Source organism: Oceanobacillus sp. NCCP-135, from assembly GCF_059698015.1.
Genome location: NZ_BAAKSZ010000070.1, coordinates 575 through 1,383, shown reverse-complemented (window position 1 = coordinate 1,383; position 809 = coordinate 575). Strand labels below are relative to the sequence as shown.

1 rRNA gene (cut by a window edge) is annotated in these 809 nt (G+C 32.9%); it reads left to right on the top strand.

Annotated features, from left to right (window positions below):
- Window positions 1–746 precede the first annotated feature (746 nt).
- Window positions 747–809, top strand: a 16S ribosomal RNA gene (locus AC6HVZ_RS19545); its annotated part runs 574 nt beyond the window's last position; the annotation flags it as partial.

Genomic DNA, 809 nt, shown 5'->3' with positions numbered 1-809 from the left:
AGTTTACCCACATGTGGATAAGTCGAATTTCAAAAAGACAGTTGTGGATAACGGGATAAGTATGCCCCTTTTTAGGTGGCTATTTTCAGAAAACTTTATTTAATCCTGTTTTGGCAGGAAATGTAGTTTTTCAAAAAAATAAAACCTTTATTTTTTTGCTCGTAAAACTAGAAAAGTGGCACATCGCAAAAAGCTCAGTGTAAAAAAACTGTTGACTTTTTTAAGCTCGGGCTGTAATATATATTTTGCTGTTAAAAAAGCATTACTCAAGTACTAACGGTTAGAAAACTTGGCATTCACTAAGCACTTTGGCGATGCCTTAGTTCAACGAAAAGGTCCTTTTTCGTCGGCGATGTATTGCTTGCGAAGCTTTCCTTTATGCACTTATGCAGAAAGGAATATGGATATACTTTTTTACTGCAAAAAAATAATGATATACAGTTTTAGATTGTAGTTGTTTTTTTGGGGGTTCTATTGTTGACAAGTACTTGATAGAAATGATATAATTATTTTCCACAAAAAAATATTGTCGAAACTGAAAGATTAATTTTTTCTTAATTAATCATTGACAAAGTCCTGAATTGTGTGCTATGCTTTTAAAGTTGCTGATTTGAGAGCGACATGATAATTTGCTCCTTGAAAACTGAACAAAACAACCAGTATGTAACGGATGTCAGAGGTAAGAAATCAGAAGTCAGATTTATATAATCTGGGTGAAGACGAACTACCCTGGAATCCATTTTTAAAGCTAAGACAATTGATAGAATTGATTGGTGTCGATTCTATTCAAACTTTTTATGGAGAGTTTG